An 18619-nucleotide genomic window follows, 5' to 3' on the forward strand; every position below is an offset into this window, starting at 1 on the left:
CCGGACCCCACCCTGCGCGGCACGCGGACCGGATCCACCCCTGGAGTCCCCGTGACCGACACCGTCAGCGTGCCCACGCACCCCCTCGTCGACCCGACCCGACCCGACCGGGCGACCCGCGCCTCCCGGCCGCTGCCCGTCGACGCGTCCCGTCCCCGGCATCCCGCGCCGACCAGCGACGGCGAGACGGCGCCCGCGTGGATGCGGCTGCTCGGCGCGACCCTCCTGCTCGCAGGCTTCGTGCTCACGGCGGCCGTCCTCGGCTGGCCGGGGGACGCGCCCGAGGTCGCCCTGCTGGTGCCGGGCGTCGTCGCGCTCGTCGCCGGGGCGCTGCTGCTGCTCGCCCGGTCGCGGATCGCGGTGACCGAGACCGACGTCGTCCTGGGCTTCCGGCCGCTGCCCGCGCGCCGCATCGCCCGCCGTCGCATCGCCGAGGTGACCGTCGTCGAGGCCGACGCGCGGACCTACGGCGGTATCGGGCTCCGGCTGCACCGCGGGGTCCGGGCGCTCATCCTGACGCCCGGTCGCGGCGTGCGCATCACGGACGACCGCGGGCGCGTGACCTTCGTGCGGGCCGAGCACCCGGAGCGGCTGGTGCTCGCCCTGGCCGCCTGAGCATCGGCAACCGCGGCACCCCGTGTCGCCCTCCGCAGGGTGGTCGGTGTGCTTATACACGCCTCTGGCGAATCCGGTCAAGCCAGGACTGGACAGCGCACGCAGGGCGACCTATGCTTGCAGTTCGCGCTCCCTGGCATTCGTGTGTCGTCATATTGCGGTCGAACACGCGCCCTGGTCAGCCGGTCCCGTATATGGCGGCGGGACCCGCTCACTGATCTTCGCACAGCCCACCGGCAGGCACGCCCCCTGGCGTGCAGGTCGCGGGGTACAACGTGCGTCGGTCCCGGGGTCGCGCCGAGCGATCAATCCACTCACCTACGTGCTGCTCGTCAGTACCGGCCCGACGGGGCCTACCGGAGGTCACACCCTTGGCTGCTGCGCCCAACGCATCCACCAACCCCAAGAACGGTCGCAACCACTCGCGACTCTCGTTCGCCAAGATCACGGACACCCTCACGGTTCCTGATCTGCTCGCCCTCCAGACGGAGAGCTTCGACTGGCTCGTCGGCAACGACGTCTGGAAGGCCCGCCTCGCCGAAGGACAGGAGCAGGGTCGCACCGACCTCGCGCTGCACTCCGGCCTCGAGGAGATCTTCGAGGAGATCTCCCCGATCGAGGACCTCGGCGAGACCATGCAGCTCTCGTTCACGTCCCCGGAGCTCGAGGACCCGAAGTACTCCATCGACGAGTGCAAGGAGCGTGGCAAGACCTACGCCGCGCCGCTCTACGTCAACGCCGAGTTCATGAACCACATGACCGGTGAGATCAAGACGCAGACCGTCTTCATGGGTGACTTCCCGCTCATGACCGAGCGCGGCACGTTCATCATCAACGGCACCGAGCGCGTCGTCGTCTCGCAGCTCGTCCGCTCGCCGGGCGTGTACTTCGAGCGCCAGCAGGAGAAGACGTCCGACAAGGACATCTACTCCGCGCGCATCATCCCCTCGCGCGGTGCCTGGCTCGAGTTCGAGATCGACAAGCGCGACCAGGTGGGCGTGCGCATCGACCGCAAGCGCAAGCAGTCCGTGACCGTCTTCCTCAAGGCCCTCGGCCTGACGAGCGAGGAGATCATGGAGGAGTTCCAGGGCTTCGCCTCGATCGAGTCGACGCTCGAGAAGGACGCCGTCCTCACGAAGGAAGAGGCGCTCAAGGACATCTACCGCAAGCTGCGTCCGGGCGAGCAGGTCGCCGCCGAGGCCGCGCGTGCGCTCCTCGACAACTTCTACTTCAACCCGAAGCGCTACGACCTGGCGAAGGTCGGTCGCTACAAGCTCGACCGCAAGCTCGGCATCGACGCGCCGCTGTCGGACTCGGTGCTCTCCGTGCAGGACATCGTCCGCACGATCAAGTACCTCGTCTCGCTGCACGCCGAGAAGACGAACCTCGACGGCGTCCGCGACGGCGAGCCCGTCCAGCTCCGCCTCGACGTGGACGACATCGACCACTTCGGCAACCGTCGCATCCGCGCCGTCGGCGAGCTCATCCAGAACCAGGTCCGCACGGGTCTGTCCCGCATGGAGCGCGTCGTCCGCGAGCGCATGACCACGCAGGACATCGAGGCGATCACGCCGCAGACGCTCATCAACGTGCGTCCGGTCGTCGCCGCGATCAAGGAGTTCTTCGGGACGTCCCAGCTGTCGCAGTTCATGGACCAGAACAACCCGCTCGCGGGTCTGACGCACAAGCGTCGCCTGTCGGCCCTCGGCCCGGGTGGTCTGTCCCGTGAGCGTGCCGGCGTCGAGGTCCGCGACGTCCACCCGTCGCACTACGGCCGCATGTGCCCGATCGAGACCCCGGAAGGCCCGAACATCGGCCTGATCGGCTCGCTCGCGTCGTTCGGTCGGATCAACTCCTTCGGCTTCATCGAGACCCCGTACCGTCGCGTCGTCGACGGCCAGGTCACGACGCAGATCGACTACCTGACCGCGTCGGAGGAGGACGACTTCGTCGTCGCCCAGGCCAACGCGCCGCTCACCGACTCCTTCCACTTCCAGGACGACAAGGTGCTCGTCCGGAAGAAGGGCGGCGAGGTCGAGCTCGTCGGCAAGGACGAGGTCGACTACATGGACGTCTCGCCGCGCCAGATGGTGTCGGTCGCGACCTCGCTCATCCCGTTCCTCGAGCACGACGACGCGAACCGCGCCCTCATGGGTGCGAACATGCAGCGCCAGGCCGTGCCGCTCCTCCGCTCCGAGTCGCCGCTCGTCGGCACCGGCATGGAGGGCTACACCGCCATCGACGCCGGTGACGTCGTCACCGCCGACAAGGCCGGTGTCGTCTCCGAGGTCTCGGCCGACGCCGTGACCCTGCAGCTCGACGAGGGCGGCACGCAGACCTACTACCTGCGCAAGTTCGACCGCTCGAACCAGGGCACGAGCTACAACCACCGCGTCATCGTCTCCGCAGGCGAGCGCGTGGAGCAGGGCGAGGTCATCGCCGACGGTCCCGCGACGGAGAACGGCGAGCTCGCGCTCGGCAAGAACCTCCTCGTCGCGTTCATGCCGTGGGAGGGCTACAACTACGAGGACGCGATGATCCTGTCGCAGAACCTCGTGAAGGACGACACGCTCTCCTCGATCCACATCGAGGAGTACGAGGTCGACGCCCGCGACACGAAGCTCGGCAAGGAGGAGATCACCCGCGACCTCCCGAACGTCAGCCCGGACCTCCTGGCCGACCTCGACGAGCGCGGCATCATCCGCATCGGTGCCGAGGTCCGCCCCGGCGACATCCTGGTCGGCAAGGTCACGCCGAAGGGCGAGACCGAGCTCTCCGCCGAGGAGCGCCTGCTCCGCGCGATCTTCAACGAGAAGTCGCGCGAGGTGCGCGACACCTCGCTGAAGGTGCCCCACGGTGAAGAGGGCACGATCATCGGCGTCAAGGTCTTCGACGCGCAGGACGGCGACGACGAGCTCGGCTCGGGCGTCAACCAGCGCGTGGTCGTCTACATCGCCCAGAAGCGCAAGATCACCGCGGGTGACAAGCTCGCCGGTCGTCACGGCAACAAGGGCGTCATCTCGACGATCCTGCCGGTCGAGGACATGCCGTTCCTCGCGGACGGCACCCCGGTCGACATCGTGCTCAACCCGCTCGGCGTCCCCGGCCGCATGAACTTCGGCCAGGTCCTCGAGATCCACCTCGGGTGGCTCGCGAAGCAGGGCTGGAACGTCGAGGGCATCCAGGAGTGGGCATCGGCCCTGCCGGAAGCGGCGCACAGCGCCGAGCCCGGCACGAAGGTCGCCACCCCGGTGTTCGACGGTGCGTACGAGCGTGAGATCGAGGGCCTCCTCGACAGCACCCTCCCGAACCGCGACGGGGAGCGCCTGATCGGCTCCTCCGGCAAGGCGCAGCTCTTCGACGGCCGCTCCGGCGAGCCGTTCCCGGAGCCCGTCTCGGTCGGCTACATGTACATCCTCAAGCTGCACCACCTGGTCGACGACAAGATCCACGCCCGTTCGACCGGTCCGTACTCGATGATCACGCAGCAGCCGCTGGGTGGTAAGGCGCAGTTCGGTGGCCAGCGATTCGGTGAGATGGAGGTGTGGGCGCTCGAGGCGTACGGCGCCGCCTACGCCCTCCAGGAGCTCCTGACGATCAAGTCCGACGACATCCTCGGCCGCGTGAAGGTCTACGAGGCGATCGTCAAGGGCGAGAACATCCAGGAACCCGGCATCCCCGAGTCGTTCAAGGTCCTCATGAAGGAGATGCAGTCGCTCTGCCTGAACGTCGAGGTCCTCTCGGCGGACGGCCAGGCGGTCAGCCTCCGCGACACGGACGACGAGGTCTTCCGTGCCGCTGAAGAGCTCGGCATCAACATCTCCTCGCGGTTCGAGTCGTCGTCCGTCGACGACATCTGAGCCGGCCCGTACCGAACACGTTTCGAACTCAGCAAGAGAGAAGAACATTGCTCGAAGCAACGTCATTTGACGCCATCCGGATCGGCCTCGCGACCGCCGAGGACATCCGTCAGTGGTCGTACGGCGAGGTCAAGAAGCCGGAGACCATCAACTACCGCACCCTGAAGCCCGAGAAGGACGGTCTGTTCGGTGAGCAGATCTTCGGTCCGTCCCGCGACTGGGAGTGCGCCTGCGGCAAGTACAAGCGGGTCCGCTTCAAGGGCATCGTCTGCGAGCGCTGCGGCGTCGAGGTCACCAAGTCCTCGGTCCGCCGTGAGCGCATGGGCCACATCGAGCTCGCCGCGCCCGTCACGCACATCTGGTACTTCAAGGGCGTCCCGTCGCGCCTCGGCTACCTCCTCGACATGGCGCCGAAGGACCTCGAGAAGGTCATCTACTTCGCGGCGTACATGATCATCGACATCGATGAAGAGGGCCGTCACGCCGACATGCCCGGTCTCGAGAACGAGATGCGCCTCGAGATCAAGAACCTCGAGGGTCAGCGCGACTCGATCATCGCCGACCGCCTCAAGAAGCTCGAGGACGACCTCGCAGCGCTCGAGGAGGAGGGCGCCAAGGCCGACGTGAAGCGCCGGACCAAGGACACCGCCGAGAAGGAGATGTCCCAGGTCCGCAAGTCCTTCGACGAGGACATCACCCGCCTCGAGCGCGTGTGGGAGGACTTCCGCAACCTCAAGGTCGGCGACCTCAAGCCCGAGGACGCCGTGTTCCACGAGCTCCAGGACCGCTTCGGGATCTACTTCGACGCCTACATGGGCGCCGAGGCGATCAAGCTGCGGCTCGAAGCCTTCGACCTGGCCGCCGAGGCCGAGGCGCTGCGTCTGCAGATCGCCGAGGGCAAGGGCCAGAAGAAGATCCGCGCGATCAAGCGCCTGCGCGTCGTCAGCTCCTTCCTCGCCACCGGCAACTCGCCGGCCGCGATGGTGCTCGACGTCGTGCCGGTCATCCCGCCGGAGCTCCGCCCGATGGTGCAGCTCGACGGTGGCCGCTTCGCCACGTCGGACCTCAACGACCTCTACCGTCGTGTGATCAACCGCAACAACCGTCTCCGCCGCCTGCTCGACCTCGGTGCCCCCGAGATCATCGTGAACAACGAGAAGCGCATGCTGCAGGAAGCGGTCGACGCGCTGTTCGACAACGGTCGTCGTGGTCGTCCGGTCACGGGTACCGGCAACCGCGCCCTGAAGTCCCTGAGCGACATGCTCAAGGGCAAGCAGGGTCGTTTCCGCCAGAACCTGCTCGGCAAGCGCGTCGACTACTCGGGCCGTTCGGTCATCATCGTCGGCCCGCAGCTCAAGCTCCACCAGTGCGGTCTGCCGAAGCAGATGGCGCTCGAGCTGTTCAAGCCGTTCGTCATCAAGCGCCTCATCGACCTGTCGCACGCGCAGAACATCAAGTCGGCCAAGCGCATGGTCGAGCGTTCGCGTCCGCAGGTGTGGGACGTGCTCGAGGAGATCATCCGCGAGCGCCCCGTGCTGCTGAACCGTGCGCCGACGCTGCACCGTCTGGGCATCCAGGCGTTCGAGCCGCAGCTCGTCGAGGGCAAGGCCATCCAGCTCCACCCGCTCGTGTGTGCTGCGTTCAACGCGGACTTCGACGGTGACCAGATGGCCGTGCACCTGCCGCTGTCGGTCGAGGCCCAGGCCGAGGCCCGCATCCTGATGCTCGCCTCGAACAACATCCTCAAGCCGTCCGACGGCCGTCCGGTGACCCTGCCCGCGCAGGACATGATCATCGGTCTGCACCACCTCACGACGGTGCGCGAGGGTGCGACGGGCGAGGGCCGTGCGTTCTCCTCCGTCGCCGAGGCGATCCTCGCGAAGGACCAGAACACGCTGCACCTCAACGCGATGGTGAAGATCCGCATGTCGGGTGTCCACTTCGCCGAGGGCGAGGCACCGGAGGGCTACGAGGTCGGTCAGCCGATCCTCCTCGAGACCACCCTGGGCCGCGCGCTCTTCAACGAGACGCTGCCGGCGGACTACCCGTTCGTCCAGCGCGTCACCGACAAGGGCACCCTCTCCGCGATCGTCAACGACCTCGCCGAGCGCTACTCCAAGACCGAGACGGCCGCCGCGCTGGACCGGATCAAGGACGCGGGCTTCTACTGGGGCACGCGCTCCGGTGTGACCGTGGCGCTCTCGGACGTCGTGACGCCTCCTCGCAAGAAGGAGATCATCGCGGGCTACGAGGTCCAGGCCGCCAAGGTCCAGGGCGAGTTCGACAAGGGTCTCATCACCGACGCGGAGCGCCGCGCCGACCTGATCAAGATCTGGACCGAGGCCACGAACGAGATCGCGCAGGAGATGCGCGACAACTTCCCCGTCGACAACACCATCAACCGCATGGTGTCGTCGGGTGCTCGTGGTAACTGGCTGCAGGTGCGCAACATCGCCGGTATGCGTGGTCTGGTGAACAACCCGAAGGGCGAGATCATCGCCCGCCCGATCATCAACTCGTACCGCGAGGGCCTGACCGTGGCGGAGTACTTCATCGCCACGCACGGTGCCCGCAAGGGTCTGGCCGACACGGCTCTCCGTACGGCCGACTCGGGTTACCTGACGCGTCGTCTCGTCGACGTCTCGCAGGACGTCATCATCCGTGAGGACGACTGCGGCACGACCCGTGGCCTCGAGCTGCCGATCGCGACCGTGGGTGCCGACGGCGCCCTCGTCCGCGACCCGCGCGTCGAGAACACCGTGTACTCGCGCACCCTGGCCACCCCGGCGTCCGACGCCTCGGGCACCCAGGTCGCCGAGGCCGGCGAGGACGTCGGTGACGTCCTGCTGGACACGCTGCTCGCCGCCGGTGTCGAGAGCATCAAGGTGCGCTCGGTCCTGACCTGCGAGTCGGCCGTCGGTGTCTGCGCGAAGTGCTACGGCCGTTCGCTCGCCACGGGCAACCTCGTCGACATCGGCGAGGCGGTCGGCATCATCGCCGCCCAGTCCATCGGTGAGCCCGGTACCCAGCTGACGATGCGCACCTTCCACACGGGTGGTTCGGCCTCGGCCGACGACATCACGCAGGGTCTGCCCCGCGTGACGGAGCTCTTCGAGGCCCGCACCCCGAAGGGCGCGTCCCCGATCGCCGAGGCCCCCGGCCGCGTCACGATCGAGGACACGGACAAGGGTCGTCGGATCATCCTCACGCCGGACAACGGCGACGAGCCGTTCATCTACCCGGTGCTCAAGCGTGCGACCCTCCTCATCGAGGACGGCCAGCACGTCGAGCTCGGCGAGCAGTTCATCGCCGGCACGGTGGACCCGAAGGAGGTCCTCCGGGTCAAGGGTGTGCGTGAGGTCCAGAAGCACCTCGTCAACGGTGTGCAGGACGTGTACGGCTCGCAGGGCGTGCCGATCCACGACAAGCACATCGAGGTCATCGTCCGCCAGATGCTCCGCAAGGTCACCGTCGTCGACCACGGCGACACCGACCTGCTGCCGGGTGAGCTCGTCGACCGGTCGCGCTACAACGCGCTGAACCGTGCGGCGCTGCAGGAGGGTCGCAAGACCGCCTCGGCTCGCCAGGAGGTCATGGGCATCACGAAGGCGTCCCTCGCGACCGAGTCGTGGCTGTCCGCCGCGTCCTTCCAGGAGACCACCCGCGTCCTCACGCAGGCGGCCATGGAGGGCAAGCAGGACCACCTCGTCGGCCTCAAGGAGAACGTCATCATCGGTAAGCTCATCCCCGCCGGGACGGGCCTCAGCCGGTACCGTGACGTGGACGTCGCCGCGACCGAGGAAGCCAAGGCGGAGCGGTACCCCAACCGCATCTTCGCCGACGACTCCTCGTTCTCGGACGCCGACCTGAGCTTCGTCGACTTCGACAGCTTCTCGTCGGACGACTTCACGCCCGGGACCTACAACTGAGTGTGAGTTGAACCCAGAAGGCCCCCGCATCCTCGGATGCGGGGGCCTTCCTCGTTGCCGGACGGTACCGGTGGCGGCCGGGAGGCGCGGTGCGGGCCCGCCCCGTGCCTCCCGGCCGTCAGGTGGTCCCGCCGTCAGGCGGTGCGGCCCTTCTCGTCGACCAGCGAGTACAGGCTGAGCACGTTGCCGTCGGGGTCGCGGACGTCGAACCAGTCGACCGCGCCGTCGACGCACTCCACCGGGCCGACGTCGATGCCGAGCGAACCGATGCGGGCGTGCTGCGCGCGGACGTCGTCGACGCCGAAGCGGACGGTCGCGGGACGCTGCTCGGCGTCCGTCGCCCGGAACAGCTGCAGCCAGATGCCGCCGATCTCGTACTCGACGACGCCGTCCTCCGGCTCGAGGTCCGGGTCGGAGCGCTGGAACACGGCGCCGTACCAGAGGCAGGACGCCTCGATGTCGGAGACGGGCAACCCCACGGTCACGCTCGTGATGTCCATGCCCCATCATGTCCCGCCGGTGGCCCGCGCGTCGAGGGTCTTCCTGCACAGGATCGCCCTCCGGACCCGCCTCCACAGGACCGTCCCCGGGCCGCTCGTCGGGGCGTGCAGAGCGCGATGATCCCGACATGACGACCACCTCCGTGCAGCCCGATACCCACCGGTACCCCCGCACTGGGGCCACCCCTCGCGGCCCCGCCCCCTCGTTGTGGGACTGCATTCGACGACTGTCGCGCAAGTACCGTGATCGGGCGTCGCGTCCCTGGCGGCGCACTACCCGAAGACCCTCGCACCAGCGAGTCCAAGGAGGTGCGGGGCACATGGCCACGCTGTCCGAGATCCTCATCCTCAACGGCGCGCTCCCGATCGAGCACCTCGACGCCATGACCGGGGACGAGGAGATCGACGAGCGCGCGATCCGCACCCTCGTCGACCAAGGGGTCGTGAGCGAGGCGCAGTTCGTCACCGCCCGCGCCGCGTCGCACAACTCCCGGACCGTCCCGCTGACCGACTACCCGGTCGACGGCACCGCGGTGTCGATGCTGCCCGCGGCACTGTGCCGTCGGCACGGGGTGCTCGGCATCGGGTTCGAGGGCGAGACGCTCGTCCTGGCCATGGTGAACCCCACCAACGTCCTCGCCATCGACGACGCCCGCGCCGCCTCCGGCCGGACCGTCAAGCCGCTGCAGGTCGAGGAGCGTGACCTGCAGGCCGCGCTCGACCGCTACCTGCGCGCCGACGACGAGCTCAGCGACCTGACCTCGTCGATGGGTGAGGAAGCGGGCGCGCAGGCACAGCAGCAGGCCGACCTGACCGACGGCTCGCTCGACGACGTCCCGATCGTCCGGTTCGTGAACCTGCTCGTCTCGCAGGCGATCCAGGACCACGCGTCCGACATCCACATCGAGCCCGGCGAGCACGAGGTGCGCGTCCGCTACCGCATCGACGGCGTGCTGCACGAGATGGCCCCGGCACCGAAGAACATCCAGAACGGCGTCATCAGCCGCCTGAAGATCATGAGCGACATCGACATCGCCGAGCGACGCAAGCCGCAGGACGGCCGCATGTCGGTGCGGCACGGCGGCCGGCAGATCGACCTCCGCGTGGCGACTCTGCCGACCGTGTGGGGCGAGAAGGTCGTCATGCGGATCCTCGACAACACGAACACCTCGCTGACGCTCAAGGACCTCAACCTGCTCGAGCAGAACGCCGAGGCCTACCGACGTTCGTACTCCAAGCCGTACGGCATGATCCTCGTGACCGGCCCCACCGGTTCGGGCAAGTCGACGACCCTGTACACGACGCTGAACGCCGTCGCGAAGCCCGAGATCAACGTCATCACCGTCGAGGACCCGGTCGAGTACCGGATGGGCGGCATCAACCAGGTGCAGGTCAACCCGAAGGCGGGCCTGACGTTCGCGTCCGCGCTGCGCTCGATCCTGCGCTCCGACCCGGACGTCGTGCTCCTCGGTGAGATCCGTGACCACGAGACCGCGCAGATCGCGATCGAGGCCTCGCTGACCGGCCACCTCGTGCTCTCGACCCTGCACACGAACGACGCCCCCTCGGCCGTGACACGACTGACCGAGATGGACATCGAGCCGTTCCTCGTCGGGTCCGCGCTCGACTCGGTGGTCGCGCAGCGTCTCGCACGCCGCCTCTGCGACCGCTGCAAGGCGCCCTCGGTGTACAGCGCCGAGCAGCTCGTCGCGATGGGCTTCATCGCGCCGGGCGACCAGGCGCCGGCGCTCTTCGGGCCGGTCGGTTGCGCCGTCTGCTCGAACACCGGGTACCGCGGCCGCATCGCCCTGCACGAGGTGATGACCGTGACCGAGGAGATCGAGCGGCTCGCGGTGGCGCGGGCGTCCAGCGCCGAGATCAGCCGGGTGGCGCAGGAGCAGGGCATGCTCACGCTCCGGCAGGACGGTTTCGAGAAGGCGAAGCTCGCGATGACGAGCATCGACGAGATCCTGCGCGTGGTCGCGTAGGCGTGGGAGTGGGACGATGACCGATTCTGTCTACGACATCTCCGTGCCCGAGGGCGAGCCCGTCGCGGGTTGGCACCCCGCGCAGCCCGCCGGCGAGATCGGCGGCCGCCGTGCCGCCCGGCTCGCCGCCGGCTCGGCTCCGGTGGCACCCGCCGCGCACGGCAACCAGGCCGCCCCGGCCGCGGCCGGCCCGGTCTACGACCTGCAGAGCGACGCCGCCTCCTGGCCGGCTCCGACCGGCCAGGCCGTCGCCGTGCCCGTCGCGCAGCCGCACTCCGTCCCCGCGACGCCCCCCGCCGCCGTCCCGCCGTCCACGGCCTCGTACGGCTACGCGCAGGCGGAGACCGAGGCACTCGGTGCTCCGGTCGCGAGCACTGCCACGCTGCGCGGCCGTGCCCCCGAGGGGCAGGCCGAGATCGCCTTCACCCGGCACGCACGCGAGGTCGCGGACGCCGACCTGGTCACCGCGCTCGCCCAGGTGGTCTACCAGGGTGCGTCCGACCTCCACGTCACCGCCGACGCCGCGCCCACCGTGCGCGTCGACGGCTCGCTCCGACCGGCCGTGCCGGGAGGCCCGTGGGCGCGGAACAAGGTCGTCGCGGCACTCAAGACGCTGCTGAGCGCCGAGCAGGCCGGCCAGTTCGACCACGAGCAGGAGCTCGACTTCGCGTACTCGCTGTCGCCCGAGTACCGCTTCCGCGTGAACTACTACCAGCAGCGCGGGAACTGGGGTGCCGCCTTCCGCATCATCCCGACGAAGATCAAGACGCTGAAGCAGCTCGGCATCCCCGAGCAGGTCGGCGACTTCGCGAAGCTGCCCCGTGGTCTCGTGCTCGTGACCGGTCCGACCGGTTCCGGCAAGTCGACCACGCTGGCGGCGCTCATCGACCTCGTCAACGAGACCCGTGCCGACCACATCGTGACGGTCGAGGACCCGATCGAGTTCATGCACGAGCACAAGAAGGCGATCATCAACCAGCGCGAGGTCGGTGCGGACACGCACTCGTTCGCGCGGGCGCTCAAGCACGTCCTCCGCCAGGACCCCGACGTCATCCTCATCGGCGAGCTCCGCGACCTCGAGACCATCTCCGTCGCGCTCACCGCCGCCGAGACCGGCCACCTCGTCTTCGCGACCCTGCACACGCAGAGCGCGCCCGGCACGATCGACCGCGTGATCGACGTGTTCCCGCCGCACCAGCAGGGGCAGATCCGCACGCAGCTCGCCGCGACGCTCGAGGGCGTCGTGTGCCAGACGCTCGTGCCGAAGGCGACCGGGGTCGGCCGCGTCGTCTCGACCGAGATCATGAAGACCACGCCGGCGATCGGTAACCTCATCCGCGAGGGCAAGACGTACCAGATCACCTCGGCCATGCAGGCCGGGCGCGACACGGGCATGCACACGATGGACCAGGACCTCGCCGAACTGGTCAACGTCGGCACGATCACCCGCAAGGCCGCGCTCGAGAAGGTGCACGACGAGGAGGGCTTCGACCGGCTGGTCCAGCGTGTCGAGTCGCCGTCCGAGGAGTCCGCGTCCGCCATCGCCGCGAGCGGCATCGACTTCGGCGACAAGTTCTCAGGGGGCTACTGATGTCACTGGCATTCGACTACCGCGGTCGTGACGGCGGCGGCAAGCTCGTCAAGGGCAAGCTCGACGCAGCGAGCGAGGGAGCCGCGGTCGCGCGCCTCCGCCTCATGGGCATCTCGCCGATCTCGCTCGCCGAGGTCAAGGCCGGCACCGGTCTGCAGACCGAGATCAAGATCCCCGGGTTCGAGAAGCACGCCGGGCTCAAGGACCTGTCGATCATGGCTCGGCAGGCCTCGACGATGCTCTCGTCGGGACTCTCCCTGCTGCGGGCCCTGACGATCCTGGCGGACCAGACCGAGAACAAGAAGCTCAAGGGCATCCTGGGCAAGGTCCGCGACGAGGTCGAGCAGGGTGTCGCGTTCTCGGACGCCGTCGCCAAGTACCCCGTCGACTTCCCCCCGATCATGATCAACATGATCCGCGCCGGCGAGACGGGTGGCTTCCTCGACAAGGCGATGGACTCGATCGCGACGAACTTCGAGAAGGAGCACAAGCTCCGCTCGACCATCAAGTCGGCGATGACCTACCCGACCGTCGTCCTGATCATGTCGCTGCTGAGCGTCGTCATCATGCTCATATTCATCGTCCCGATCTTCCAGGACATGTTCTCCTCGCTGGGCGGCAAGCTCCCGCTCCCGACGATGATGCTCGTCTACGCGTCACACGCGATGGTGTGGGTCGGCCCGATCCTCGCCGTGGCGATCGCCGTCACCTGGATCTGGTACCGGGCGAACAAGAACACCGACCGGGTCCGCGGGTTCCTCGACCCGATCCGGCTCAAGCTCCCGGTCTTCGGTCCGCTCAGCAAGAAGATCGTCATCGCTCGGTTCGCCCGGAACTTCTCGAACATGATCGGCGCCGGTGTGCCCATCCTGCAGGCGCTCAAGATCGTCGGCGAGGTGTCCAACAACTTCGTGGTCGAGCGGGCGCTCGGGCGGGTGGCGGAATCCGTTCGCAAGGGCGAATCGATCTCGGAGCCGCTCGGCAAGGAACCGGTCTTCCCGCAGATGGTCTCGCAGATGATCGCCGTCGGCGAAGACGCCGGTTCGATGGAGATCATGCTCGAGAAGATTGCAATGTTCTACGACGCCGAAGTGGAATCGACGACAGAAGCGCTGACGTCATTGATCGAACCACTCCTCATCGCATTCCTGGGTGTGGTCATCGGTGGAATGATCGTCGCCCTCTACCTGCCGATCTTCCAGATCACCTCGCTCATCCACTGACGCCCGGTTCACCTCGGATTCCCCGACCGTCGGGGGCGTTCGTCGTGTGCGCGCACACGCTCGTCCGGTGCCGACGACCCTCTATCGGGGTGCATTCATCGACACCGGACCCCCGGTACTGGGGGCATTTTCCTGCCGTTTGGCCCCCGTTCTCGGGATTATGTGGAAAATCTCCCCTGAATACGCTCGACGGTGGCGGCAGAGCACAGCCCCGATCCCATTCCGCACCCAACTCCCGAAAGAGTGGAAGACAATGTACGCAGCACTCATGGGCAAGCTCGATGCTCGCCGCAAGGGCCTCCTCGAAGAGAACGACAAGGGCTTCACCCTGATCGAGCTCCTCGTCGTCGTCATCATCATCGGCATCCTCGCCGCCATCGCCATCCCGGTGTACCTGGGTGTGCAGAAGAACGCGCAGGACTCGGCGACGCAGACCGACGTGACGAACGCGAAGATCGCGGTCGTGTCGGTGCAGACCAACCTCGGTGCGATGCCGACGGCGGGCAAGCTCGTCACGGCGGCCGGCACCGTCTCGACCGCATCGCCGGGCACGGGCAGCACGCAGACCTGGTCTGACGCGGGCGTCACCGCTTCGAGCAACACCAAGCTGGTGACCCTCTACACGGGCACGGGCACGTACTGCGTGATCGGGCAGAGCACGAACGACACCTACTTCTACGCGACGGACAAGCTCGGCACCACGAAGGTGGCCGTCGGCGACATCCCTGCCGGCTGCAAGGCCTGATCACCCTGATGCCAGCCGAGGCCGCGACATCGCATGGTGTCGCGGCTTCGGCTGCACGCCGTCGAGAACCAGGAACGGAGTAGTCATGCGCAGCATTCTTCTCGCGCTGCAACGGCGTCTCCATGCTGACGGCGGCTTCTCGATCACCGAGGTCCTGGTGGCCATGATGGTCTTCGCCCTCATGTCGATCGGCCTCGCCTACGGCATCACGAACGCCCTCGTGCTGACACAGGAGAGTCGCGCGCGTCAGACCGCGCTGAACCTGGCGTCCGAGGACCTCGACCAGTTGCGGTCCTACGCGAACCCGTTCGAGATCCGCTCCACAGCCACGGACGAGCGGTTGGAGTCGACCGTGGGCGGCCAGAAGTACGTGCTGACCCGCACCACCCAGTGGGTCGACAGCGCGGGCAACTCCAGCTCGTGCGGGACCGACGGCACGACCCTCGCGTACAAGAGCATCACCAGCACGGTGTCCTGGCAGAACGGCAAGGGCAAGCCCCTCTCCGTGGCTCTCGACACCCTCGTCGCCCCGAACTCGCGAATCAACGCCGACGGGACCGGAGCGATCCTCGTCACCATCCGCAACGCCGCGGGGACCGGGGCCGCGGGCATCCCCGTCACCATCGCGGCGAACCCCGGCGGCGGGGGCGCGACGGTCAAGCAGCCCGCACCGACCGACGGCTCGGGCTGCACCTACGCCCTGCAGGTCCAGCCGGGGAGCTACACGGTGTCGGCATCGACGCCGGGCGGGATCGACACCACGCAGCAGGACGTCGCGACGAACAAGACGGTGACGGTGGCCGCCGGTACCGACGCCGCCGTGACGTTCACCTACGACCAGGCGCACACGTTCCAGGTCGACTACGCCACGAGCTACCCGGGCGGGACGGCGAAGCTGCCGACCAACCTCAGCACCACGCTCTACAACGGCGTCGGCGGCAGTTCCGTGTTCCCGGGCACCCCGAGGACGATCAAGGCCTTCCCCTACCAGGACGGCTACCAGTTCATGGCGGGCGCGTACGTCAGTGCCGACGGTGGCGGGAGCGCGACGTGCCTCAGCCCGAACCCCGGCAAGTGGACGACCGCGACGAACGGGGCGATCGGGAAGGCACCGGAGGCGATGGACGCCACGGCGGGCGTGGTCGATCCCATCGCGAAGAAGGTCACCGTGCCGATGGGCATCGTGGTCGTCCCGGTCGACAAGGACTACCCGTACATCACCGCGGTGAGCGACAGTGCGGCGCCGGACTTCGACCCCGGGTGCAACGCCCCGGATCCCAAGACGCTCACGTTCTCCGGCATCACCGCGGGCAACGTCGGGATCGCCCTGCCCTACGGCACGTGGTCGATCTACCAGTCGAAGAGCCCGGGTTCGACGGCGTCGTCGAACAGCAAGAACATCGTGCAGACCGCGTCGAACAAGATCAGCTACCCGAACGGCGGCGGCCAGACGAACAACGCCGGCTTCCTCGTCTTCAAGTGGGGCGACACCGTCACGCTCGACCCGCGGAAGGCGCCGTGATGGTGGCGCGGGCGCTCCGTCGTGCGCACCGCGACGACCGCGGGGTCAGCATGGCCGAGCTGCTCGTCGCGGCGTCGGTCACCGTCATCATCCTCGCGACGCTCGCCGGGTTCTTCGTGGCGGCGATCAAGGGAAGCGCGTCGAACGCCAGCGCGGACACGAACATCCGGCAGGCCACGAACGCGATCAACGCGATGTCCCGCTACCTCCGCGCGGCCACGACCCGCGACGTGCCCTCGAGCCTCGTGCCGGACAGCGCGATCGTCAAGGCCACCCCGACCGACCTGACGTTCTACGCGTACATCAACCTGATCGAGGATCCGGACATCGCCAAGCGCACCGCCGAACGACCGGTGCTCGCCCGGTACTTCGTCGACCCGACGTCGCGGCAGCTCGTCCAGCAGCTCTCGGCGTGCGGCGCGGACGCCAACGGCTACTACTCGTGCCCCTCCGTCACCAGTACGACCCGCCTGGGCGGACCGATCGCGTCGCCGACCTCCGACAAGGTCCCCCTGTTCACCTACCAGGGCGCCGGCGGAGAGAAGGACCAGCTCGCGGTCGCGGACGACGGTCAACTCAGCGCGACCCAGCGGACGGCCGTGCGCTTCGTCACCGTGAACCTCGAACTCGGATCCGCGACGGCCGGTGCGGGGAGCAACGCGCACCTGCAGAACATGGTCGGACTCCTCAACCTCGGACGTGCAGGAGCAACACCGTGATGCGTCGGATCGCCGCCTTCTTCAGCCGCGCCCGAGACGGCCGCGTTCGTGGGGACGAGGGCATGGCCCTCGCATCCGTCGTCGGTCTCGGCGCGGTGCTCATGATCCTCGTCGCCACGATGGCGTCGGTCTCGGTGAGCGGGTCGGTCAAGACCGCGGCGGACCGCAGCTGGAACCTCGCAATCCAGGCCGCGTACGCCGGGCTCGCCGACTACCAGAGCCGGCTGACGGCCGACAACAGCTACGAGCTCGTCGGCAACTCGGGCGCCTCCTTCAGCAGCAGCAGTGCCTTCTCGAAGGACTGGTCGTCGAACCCTGCTTTCGCCACGTCGGGATCCCGCTGGGCGGAGGTCGCCAACGGCGGCGGACGTGCGCAGTACCGGTACGAGGTGGACAACACCGACTACACGGCCGAGGGCGTCGTGCGCGTCCGGGTCACGGGCAAGGCCGGTGGCGTGACACGGTCCATCGTCGCCGACCTCAAGGGCGACGGCTTCGTCGACTACCTGTACTTCACCGACTTCGAGTCGAGCGACCCGACGATCACCGGTGAGACGCAGACCGCGGACGGCTCGAAGCTCTGCATCCCGCAGCACTACAGCACCCTCTCCGGGCAGTACGACTCGAGCAGGGCGTGCGCGCCCGTCCGGTTCACCGAGCGGGACACCCTGACGGGTCCGGTCCGGACGAACGACACCTTCATGCTGTGCGGGACGACCTTCACCTCGACCGTGCAGTCGACCGCGGCGGACGGTGTCTACCGCACGCCGTACTCCAACGGGTCGACCGACGACCGGCGGTGCCGGTCCACCGCGACCTTCACGGGCGGTCAGCCCAAGAACGTGCAGTCGATCGACCCGCCGTCGACGATCGCGAACATGGCGCAGGAGGCGCGCACGAACGACCGGGTCAACGTCCCGCGTCCCGGGTGCCTGTACACGGGCCCCACCTCGTTCGTGTTCTCCGGGAACAAGGTCACGATCAAGTCCCCGCTGACGAAGGCGACGCAGTACCGACTCGACGCCGGTCGCCCGCAGCCGGACGGCTCCGGCGACGTGCTCTGCGGATCCCCGTCCGCGCTGAAGAGCTCCTCCGGTGCGACCATCCCCGTCCTCGACGACAACCTGGCGTACGTGCAGGGCGTGCCCACCGACACCGGGGACCCCAACTACACGAAGCCGGGAGACGAGCGGTCGGCCAGCGGAGCGATGTGCCAGGTCGGTCAGTCCTACAACAACGGCCTCGGCTACCCCCGCGCCAACGAGTACGTGGGCAACGCCGGCGCGGACGGGCTCTACAACTGCCGGGCCGGTGATGCGTTCGTGTCCGGGGTCGTCAACGGCAAGATGACGGTCGGCGCGGCCAACTTCCTCTACGTGACGTCGAACATCACCTACGCGCCGGGCACACAGAGCGTGCTCGGGCTCGTCGGCCAGCGGGCCGTGACCGTCTCCAACCCGATCTCCTGCAACAAGTACCAGACCACCCGGAGCGGCGGCCAGACCGTCACGCTCAAGACCTGCGACACCGCGGTGTCGTCGACCTCGCAGCTCCAGTACGGAGCCGGGAGCAAGGTCACGATCAACGCGGCCATCGCGAGCAACACCGGTACGTTCCAGGTGCAGAACTACGGGTACGGACCGCAGATGGGTGACCTCACGGTGCTCGGCTCGATCGCGCAGAAGTACCGCGGTGCGGTCGGCGTCACCTACTCCACGACGAACGGCTGGGGTCAGACCGTCGTCGACCACCAGACCGGCTTCACGAAGGCGTACGGGTACGACAACCGGTTCCAGAGCATCGCGCCGCCGAAGTTCCTGCAGCCGGTGAGCACGAGCTACGGCATCACCACCCAGGTCGAGGTCAACGCCGCCTTCAACGCGGACGGCTCGTGCTCGAGGACGAGCTCGGGGACGTGCCAGTGATC

General features: G+C 68.1%; 11 protein-coding genes. 10 read left to right on the top strand and 1 reads right to left on the bottom strand.

Annotated elements, in window-relative coordinates; genetic code table 11:
- Positions 1 to 51 precede the first annotated feature (51 nt).
- From H7A69_RS01005 to H7A69_RS01015, 3 genes are all read left to right on the top strand, one after another.
- Positions 52 to 615, top strand: coding sequence for a hypothetical protein (locus H7A69_RS01005; protein WP_182045374.1), 564 nt, complete (start codon positions 52 to 54; stop codon positions 613 to 615).
- 371 nt (positions 616 to 986) lie between these two features.
- Positions 987 to 4475 carry a DNA-directed RNA polymerase subunit beta gene (gene rpoB, locus H7A69_RS01010; protein ID WP_069712788.1) on the top strand — a complete coding sequence of 1163 codons (3489 nt, stop codon included), beginning with the start codon at positions 987 to 989 and terminating at the stop codon, positions 4473 to 4475.
- A 47-nt stretch (positions 4476 to 4522) separates the two neighbouring features.
- Positions 4523 to 8404 carry a DNA-directed RNA polymerase subunit beta' gene (locus tag H7A69_RS01015; RefSeq protein ID WP_069712789.1) on the top strand — a complete coding sequence of 1294 codons (3882 nt, stop codon included), beginning with the start codon at positions 4523 to 4525 and terminating at the stop codon, positions 8402 to 8404.
- Positions 8405 to 8538: 134 nt separating this feature from the next.
- On the opposite strand, the gene H7A69_RS01020 is transcribed toward H7A69_RS01015, so the two are convergent.
- Positions 8539 to 8904, bottom strand: a complete 366-nt coding sequence (locus H7A69_RS01020; protein ID WP_182045375.1) for a VOC family protein — start codon at positions 8902 to 8904, stop codon at positions 8539 to 8541.
- A gap of 320 nt (positions 8905 to 9224) precedes the next feature.
- Here H7A69_RS01020 and H7A69_RS01025 point away from each other — a divergent pair, with 320 nt between their 5' ends.
- The 7 genes from H7A69_RS01025 to H7A69_RS01055 all read left to right on the top strand — a co-directional run bounded on the left by H7A69_RS01025 (position 9225) and on the right by H7A69_RS01055 (position 18617).
- The gene (locus tag H7A69_RS01025) at positions 9225 to 10892 is read left to right on the top strand and encodes a GspE/PulE family protein (protein WP_069712791.1); all 1668 of its coding nucleotides are present in this window, start codon (positions 9225 to 9227) and stop codon (positions 10890 to 10892) included.
- Positions 10893 to 10908: 16 nt separating this feature from the next.
- On the top strand, positions 10909 to 12483 hold the full coding sequence (locus H7A69_RS01030; protein ID WP_182045376.1) for a type IV pilus twitching motility protein PilT: 1575 nt from the start codon (positions 10909 to 10911) through the stop codon (positions 12481 to 12483).
- Positions 12483 to 13706 (top strand): type II secretion system F family protein, encoded by a 1224-nt coding sequence (locus H7A69_RS01035; RefSeq protein ID WP_182045377.1) that lies wholly within the window; start codon positions 12483 to 12485, stop codon positions 13704 to 13706. Before H7A69_RS01030 ends, H7A69_RS01035 begins: the two co-directional genes overlap by 1 nt.
- Positions 13707 to 13974: 268 nt before the next feature.
- Complete coding sequence (locus H7A69_RS17595; RefSeq protein WP_411469342.1) at positions 13975 to 14451, top strand: type II secretion system protein; 477 nt, start codon at positions 13975 to 13977, stop codon at positions 14449 to 14451.
- 85 nt (positions 14452 to 14536) lie between these two features.
- A complete protein-coding gene (locus tag H7A69_RS01045; RefSeq protein WP_182045379.1) occupies positions 14537 to 15973 on the top strand; it encodes a hypothetical protein in 1437 nt (478 codons plus the stop codon).
- Positions 15970 to 16692: a hypothetical protein gene (locus tag H7A69_RS01050; RefSeq protein WP_182045380.1), complete on the top strand. Its 723-nt coding sequence runs from the start codon at positions 15970 to 15972 to the stop codon at positions 16690 to 16692. The genes H7A69_RS01045 and H7A69_RS01050 overlap by 4 nt, the downstream gene beginning before the upstream one ends.
- 62 nt (positions 16693 to 16754) lie before the next feature.
- Positions 16755 to 18617, top strand: a complete 1863-nt coding sequence (locus H7A69_RS01055; protein WP_182045381.1) for a hypothetical protein — start codon at positions 16755 to 16757, stop codon at positions 18615 to 18617.
- The last annotated feature ends 2 nt before the right edge of the window (positions 18618 to 18619 follow it).

It is taken from the genome of Curtobacterium sp. ME26, from assembly GCF_903970945.1.
GTDB classification, from domain to species: Bacteria; Actinomycetota; Actinomycetes; order Actinomycetales; family Microbacteriaceae; genus Curtobacterium; species Curtobacterium citri.